General features: G+C 43.8%; 5 protein-coding genes. All 5 read right to left on the bottom strand.

All coding sequences use genetic code 11. From position 1 onward, the window contains the following. Positions 1–12: 12 nt before the first annotated feature. The 5 genes from PG862_RS08780 to PG862_RS08760 all read right to left on the bottom strand — a co-directional run bounded on the left by PG862_RS08780 (position 13) and on the right by PG862_RS08760 (position 7,098). The gene (locus tag PG862_RS08780) at positions 13–1,014 is read right to left on the bottom strand and encodes a DUF6070 family protein (protein WP_270707144.1); all 1,002 of its coding nucleotides are present in this window, start codon (positions 1,012–1,014) and stop codon (positions 13–15) included. Beyond that, positions 962–3,085: a penicillin-binding transpeptidase domain-containing protein gene (locus PG862_RS08775; protein WP_119247090.1), complete on the bottom strand. Its 2,124-nt coding sequence runs from the start codon at positions 3,083–3,085 to the stop codon at positions 962–964. Before PG862_RS08775 ends, PG862_RS08780 begins: the two co-directional genes overlap by 53 nt. 562 nt (positions 3,086–3,647) lie before the next feature. Beyond that, positions 3,648–4,157, bottom strand: a complete 510-nt coding sequence (locus PG862_RS08770; protein WP_049889967.1) for a hypothetical protein — start codon at positions 4,155–4,157, stop codon at positions 3,648–3,650. Positions 4,158–4,276: 119 nt separating this feature from the next. Further along, positions 4,277–5,683: a 23S rRNA (uracil(1939)-C(5))-methyltransferase RlmD gene (rlmD, locus tag PG862_RS08765; protein WP_270707142.1), complete on the bottom strand. Its 1,407-nt coding sequence runs from the start codon at positions 5,681–5,683 to the stop codon at positions 4,277–4,279. A gap of 32 nt (positions 5,684–5,715) precedes the next feature. Further along, entirely contained in the window at positions 5,716–7,098 is a 1,383-nt protein-coding gene (locus PG862_RS08760) for an MATE family efflux transporter (protein ID WP_118482005.1), read from the bottom strand. Positions 7,099–7,183: the final 85 nt, after the last annotated feature.

The following is a 7,183-nucleotide window of genomic DNA, read 5'->3' as shown; positions in this document are numbered from 1 at the left end:
GCGGCTTTTAGCTTATAGGGTACTTGGTATGGAGCGTTTACCTTCAAAGCCTCTCGGCTTATATTCATAAGTCAAATTCTCCGAATCATAGATGGTTTTTGATTGTAGCGTTTCACTATCAATGTTGAAATATTTCATAATAACACTTTCAAATTCTTCTTTTGGAATCTGATAAACTGCACTGACTGATAAGTTGTCATCAGCAACATAGGGAGCATATTGACCATTCACTTTTGGATAAAGAATGTCATACATATCATAGAAATTCAAATCCCCGAAATCCTCCTCACTCCAATCCACAATGAACATATTATTCCGTTCAAAGCTGATTGGGTTGAGATATTTCCGACTCAACTCCCTATATGTTTCATCCAATGGCTGTACCCGTAATGCGGTATGTTCCTCTGCTCCACTCAATGTAAGAACATATAATTCTTCTGAAAACCAAACACCGGAAAACATCAGGTAACCTTCTTCTGTATAATTCCAATACTCCGCTTGATAGTTTCCTATAACCTCTCTTTTCATATTTCCATTTTCATACTTGTAATAGCTTCTGACCACATCCACATTTCCGCCTTTTGTGTGCAAATCGTATTTTACAAATCCGCCCAAATAACTGATTTCAAGAATCGTTATTTCTGCTTCCTCCTGTGCATCCACCTTTTCGCAGAATTCCACTACCTTCTCTGGTTCCGTCATGTTAATTTGATTTCTGCTGTCAACTGCCGAATAGCCATTTTCTCCAAGACGATTTACAATACTACGGATTGTTTCCAAATCCGCTAATTTATTTTCTTCTTCTGCTTTCTCATAAAGATCAATGCAGACGCTTATAATTTCATCTGCATCCTCCTCTGATTCTTCCTGAATAGCCTGAACATCTATTACCGTTTCCGAAACTGTATTTTCTTCCGGGGGTGCATCACTGCACCCCGAAATACTAAGTATTAATACAAAGCTAATTGCTGCCAAACCACTCTTCCAGAACCAGGTTGTCTTTCTTAACAACATATCCGCTTCCTCCTCTTCCTTTCACATCTTCTACCATGCTAATAATCAATATAGGACGTTCTACCGTATCTTCTGCTGTAAAAATTGCAAACCATCCTAATTCCGTACCCGAAGTATCATCCTTCGATGCCTTGATTTCTGCCGTACCTGTTTTTCCTGCTAAAAGAATGTCATCCCGATGGGCTGCATATCCAGTTCCATTAGAATCATTCACAACCTTTTTTGTTCCTTCCAATACACGGCTTGCTGTCTCATTAGAAAAGGCTCCCGGAATCCAATACTCAGCTACTGCGTCTTTCTGATATACTAAATACGGCTTTATAACATTTCCCTCGTTACAGAAAGCAGAATAGATACATGCCATATGTAATGGATTCACCAAAACCTGCCCTTGACCGTAACCGCTGTCTGCTAACTGTGTTTCTGTTTCAATTCCCTCTGAATTAGAATACTGCGACTCTGCCATCTTAATCTCAAATGGCAGTTCCTCATTAAAACCAAGTCCAGTCAAAGAACTCTCCATCTCTTCTGAGCCAATCTTTAATGCTGCCTTTGCGAAATAAATATTGTCGGAATATATTAGGGCATTCTCTAAAATGACTGGTTCATATGCATGGAGTGTTGTTACATGATAGGAACCCCACGATGCATCCTTTTGCCAACTTAAGCCTACGTTGCCGTAATCTTCCATTGGATCGATTGCTCCTGATTCCAAGCCGACCGCTGCGGTAATTGGCTTGAATGTAGACCCCGGACACCACACTTGCCGGAAGCGATTATACATTGGCTTATTCTCATCCTCGTTAAGTACAGTCCACTGCTCACTCGACAATCCCATAATAAAATCGTTATTGTCATAGGCCGGTGTGCTGACCAAAGCCAATACTTCTCCGGTATAAGGATTCATGGCTACCGAGCAGCTTTTATCTTCCTTAAACTGCTCATGCAAGGAAACCTGTAAATCAGTATCTATCGTAAGCTGGATGTCCTGCCCATGCTGTACCAGGATACAAGCAAGTTCCTCCTTCTCTTTGCCTTCCGAGTTTACAATGTAAATCCTGCAACCGTTCTGGCCTTTCAGTTCACTCTCGAACAAGCTCTCCATTCCGCTTCTGCCGATTACACTATTGGCTGTATAGCCTTCTCCTGCATGCTCCTCTAAATCTTCCGCAGTAACACTTTGAACATATCCGACCAAATGTGCCGCTGCTTCTCCTAATGGGTATTCACGCACTTCAACATCAGATATCATCACTCCGGGAATCTCCAGCAACTTTTCATGCCTTTCTTTCTCCTTTAGGACTTCTTCATCTGGACTGATAGACATTAACTCAATTTCTTCCACTCTTGGAATTGTTTTAATGGGAACAAAAGAATCATCCTTTACCCACTTTGCAGACAGTTTCTTTTCTATCGCTTCCGGTGTGATTTCCACTAGTTCTGCAATCTGTGCGATTGCTTCCTCTCTGTTTTCCAACTTGCCCGGAACGATTCCAACCGAAGATGCTGTACCTTTTCCTGCAAGGACACGTCCGTTCCTATCCAGAATTTCTCCTCGTTCTGCCTGTGTAGTGGAAACTCTTACTTTATCTGTAGATGCCAGATTCGGAAAAATCAGGGAATCATCCCAAACTAACTGATATCCTTCTTCGTCCTTTAGGAAAAGTGCTTTATTCTCAAAGCTGATAGTTCCTGCAACTGTATCGAAAGAAGTCTGGTAGGTTACCGTCATTTGCTCCTCGTCATATGCAATAATCTGGACAGCTATATTCTGGACTTCTATACCTTCATAAATAGCTGAATTTCGAGTTACAAAATCCTCCTGACTGACATTTCCCGATGCCTCAATATGTAGCATTGCATACATTTCTTCATACTCCTGTTTTGGAATATGATCCATGTACTCCACCAGAAGTTCTTCCGGTGTCTTCCAGGCATTTTCCTTTGTTGCCAACATTCCTGCCACACATACTGCAGAAATTACCGCAGCTATTCCTATAACAGCAATCGCAATCCATAGGAGCCTGCTTCTTGTTTTCTTTCGCTTGTTTCTGCTTTTTCCTTTCTTCATATTGACCTCCATTCATTTTGCTTTGCTGATATGGTCATATTCTATTTTCAATGTACGCTATATCTTCAAAATATTACACTCGTAAGATTTTTAAGTAAAAAAATTTCTCTTTGCTGGGTATATCGTACTATGCATTCCTCCTTCCTTTTATTACATGCGTAAGATTTCGCAACAAAAAAATTTCGTCCGCAATCCTACTGCACTTGTGTAAATATTACATCAGTAAGATTTAGAAGTCAAGTTATCTTTATATAAAAAGGCTTCTGCCAGGAAGTATCATACATTTTCACAAAAGTGATACCTTTTAGCAAAAGCCTATTATTCAGCAGAGTTTCAAAACACCCCACTGCTGCGATATTCAAATGGTTCATTCATAAGGCTACAAAACACATATCCATTTTCGTTCCTTAATATCCCACAAACCGCAGAAAATCAAGGTTTCTTTGAAAGCAGACATACGGTTTCAATATTCCCCTGAACATTTATTTTATACTGCATAGCGAAAGTATGCAATAGGTTTTCAAAGTGGGGTAATGGTTTTATCCCCATAAAAAGTGGTTGACTAAATGTATTTTAGAATTTTTCTATATAAATCCCACAGCCTCGGTCCACAAAAACCACCCAAAGCACTCAATCCACGATGCTCATGAACATCTCTATCTTCAACCTCAAAGAGCCTATGGAAATCATCTCCCTCACCTACATAAACTGATTTGTCATAATTAAGAAAAGTAGACTTGCCACTAAATTGGTCACCTGTGATATCTATAATAATATATTTGTCTACCATCAGCCATGCATGAGATTGTCCGTTTCCATCCGGTTTACCCCAATATGTTCCACAGACATAATCTGTTTTGATACCTTTATCCAATAAATACTGAGCTAACAAATCACTCGTATCTCCGCAGCAAGCACGTGGAAATCTGCGATATATGCTGTCGTTATCAAACTCCCCTGCTTCCAAAGCCAAGTCAATCGCTCTTCGAAATTGGGTTGCGAACTGTTCAATTTCCTTCATCATACGCTCCTTTAACAAAACCGCTTTTGCGAAAAAGTATTCTTTCGCCAAAATGTATATCTCCCGTTCTCCAAAGCCTATCCCCTGGGGTAAACCTCCTGATATATCATCACTCTGCGGAAACAGAAACACACATCTATTTTATTCCCAAAATGGCGAAATCCTTTGATTTATTGGGCTTTTCTTGACAGAAGGCAGACTGTTTCCACATGCCCCGTCCACCCAAACAAATCCACCGGCCATGCTTCTTTCGCCCGATAACCGTGCTTTGCGAATACTTTCAAATCGCGTGCCAATGTATCCGGACCACAGGAAATGTAGACGACACGTTTCGGCTGCATCAGGGCTACCGCGTCGATAAATTCTTCGGTACTTCCGCTTCTCGGCGGATCCATGAAAACGACATCGGCGCTCTCGCTGCGGGCTGCCATATGGGTCATGAACCGTCCGGCGTCATTGCAGAAGAACTGTGCATTGGTGATGCCGTTCTTCTTCGCATTCTGCACCGCATCCCGCACTGCATCCTGATTCAACTCTACACCGATCACCTTGCCTGCGTGCTTGCTGGCGATAAGACCGATGGTACCAATACCGCAATAAGCATCCAGTACCGTCTCCTTGCCTGTAAGTCCTGCCAGTTCCATCGCTTTTCCGTACAGCTTCTCAGTCTGAACTGAGTTAATCTGATAGAAGGAACGGGACGAAATACGGAACCGGAGTCCGCAGAGTTCATCTTCGATATATCCTTTTCCATACAGTACATGTTCTTTGTCCCCCAGTACCATACTGGTGTTTCTTCCATTGATATTCTGAACAATGGTTGTAATCTCCGGATGCTTTTCACGAAGCGCCTTGACGAAATTGTTCTTCGACGGGAATACCGGGGATGCTGTCACCAAAACGACCAGAATCTCGCCGGTTGTGAAGCCGCGGCGAATCAATACATGACGCAGCAGACCGTATCCGGTGTCCTCATCAAAAACACGAATCTTGAACGAACGAAGCATACTCCGGATCGTCACGATGATCTCGTCTGCTTTCTGATCCTCAATCAGACAGGAATCCACCGGAAGAATCCGATGTGTCCCCTCTTTGTAAATGCCAGAAATTGGATTATTTTTCCGATCCAATCCAAATACCGCATGAACTTTATTGCGGTAATGATACGGCTCTTCCATTCCAATGATCGGACGAACCGGACAGACACCGCCCAGCAGTTCTTCCATGCGCTTCTGTTTTTCTTTTAACTGCTGATCATAGGTTAAATGGAGATACTGACAGCCACCGCACTCACGGTAAATCGGACATTTTGTTTTTCCACGCTGTCCACCACGAACCGTTTTCTGACCGTCTTTTTCCCCTACATTTCGTTTCCTGTCCCCATGTGTGCCCCATTTATCCTCAACTCCAGACACTTTACGAGCAGCTTTTCCCTGTTTTTCCCCATTGACTCCCACTTTTGCACTATTCTTGGAAAATCCAGTTGTTTTCTCCCCCCGACCAAACGATTTCTTTCCTTCCGTTCTTTTTCCATCAGAACCATTCCCTGCTGTCTTTTTCCATCCTGTTTCTTTCATTTTTTCTCACACTTTCTTTCTTCGCTTATCTTCTACGCCTCTCCCAACTCTGCTTCCGTCTTCACGCCCTTAAAATTCTTCTTCCAACGTTCTTTCTTAAAATGCACCGCGTAAATGAGTCCGCGCACGCATTCATCGGCTGCCATTGCGATCCAGACGCCTTCCAGCCCCCAGCCGAGCTTGCTGCCGAGCAACCAGGAGCCGGCGGCAGCTACGACCCACTGGAAGGTGATTCCGACCGTGGTCGGGGTCAGGACATCGCCGACCGCAATCAGGCATTTGGTCATAACAATGTTGACCGCGCGCCCGATCTCCAGCACAATCTCAATCACCAGAATCCGCCGTCCAAGCGCAATGATCTCCGGGTTGTCTGTGAAAATCAGGAAAATGTATTTACCTCCCAGGCACATCAGCACCGCCATCCCGACACACGCCGCAATCGCAACCTTCAATGTCGCATTCACTCGTTTCTGTATATCATTCAGACGGCGCGCTCCGATCAGGTAGCCCAGCACAATCTGGGTTGCCGTCGCGATCGCCATCGCATAAACATAATCAATATTGGCAAAAATCGTACAATATCCCTTGGTTACAGTAACCAGCGTGCCAAAGGAATTAACAATTCCCAGAATCATCATCTGGGAGAGATTGTACGAAAAACTTTCGACCCCCGTCGGAATTGCCAACAGGCAGAGATTTTTTAAAATCTGCACCGGAAATGGACGCAGATAACTCATTCCCATTTTGACGCGGTGGCTCTTGAAAAACATTCCGATCATCAATGCCAGACCAACTAACTTACTGATATCCGTCGAGATCGCCGCCCCGACCGCCCCAAGCTGCGGCATTCCGAACCAGCCGTTGATTAAAATCGCATTTCCCACAATATTCATGGCATTCATGATAACTGATATAATCATGACTTCCTTTACCATGGCAAATGCGCGGATCATCGCTGAGAAGGTCAGATAAAGTCCCTGCACCAGAATAAATGCGCCGACAATCAGCAGATACAGCGACGCCTCATCAAAAACCTCCTCCGGCACATGGATCGCCCGGTAAAGCGGCGTGTGCCCGGCAAAAACCAGAATCGTTGCCGCAAGACTGACGCCGCCGATCAGCACGATCGAGACCATGCAGGTCCGGGATGCATTTTTTTCATCCTGCGCGCCCAGATACTGGGACAAAATCACAGTAACCGCCGTCGATGCCATGCTCAGCACGATAATCACCAGGTTCATGATCTGGTTCGCATTGACAATCGCTGCCACCGAGGGCTGCGATACCCGGCTTACCATCATCTGATCAACGTTTCCGACCAAAAGCTGCAATAACAGCTCCACGAAGATCGGCAGCGACATCAGAAATAAATTCCGGTTCGTATTCATTTTGTCAATATCATTTTGATATTTCATATTTTCCCCTTACTTGTAATAATAGCAAAACAGCACATACAGCCGTCCAAACACTCTCGTATTCGCCCGGCTGTATGTGCCATTT

The organism is Clostridium fessum, assembly GCF_027698965.1.
Classification (GTDB): domain Bacteria; phylum Bacillota; class Clostridia; order Lachnospirales; family Lachnospiraceae; genus Otoolea; species Otoolea fessa.
Note: the sequence above shows the minus strand (reverse complement) of the source record. Positions and strands in the feature narration are given on the sequence as shown.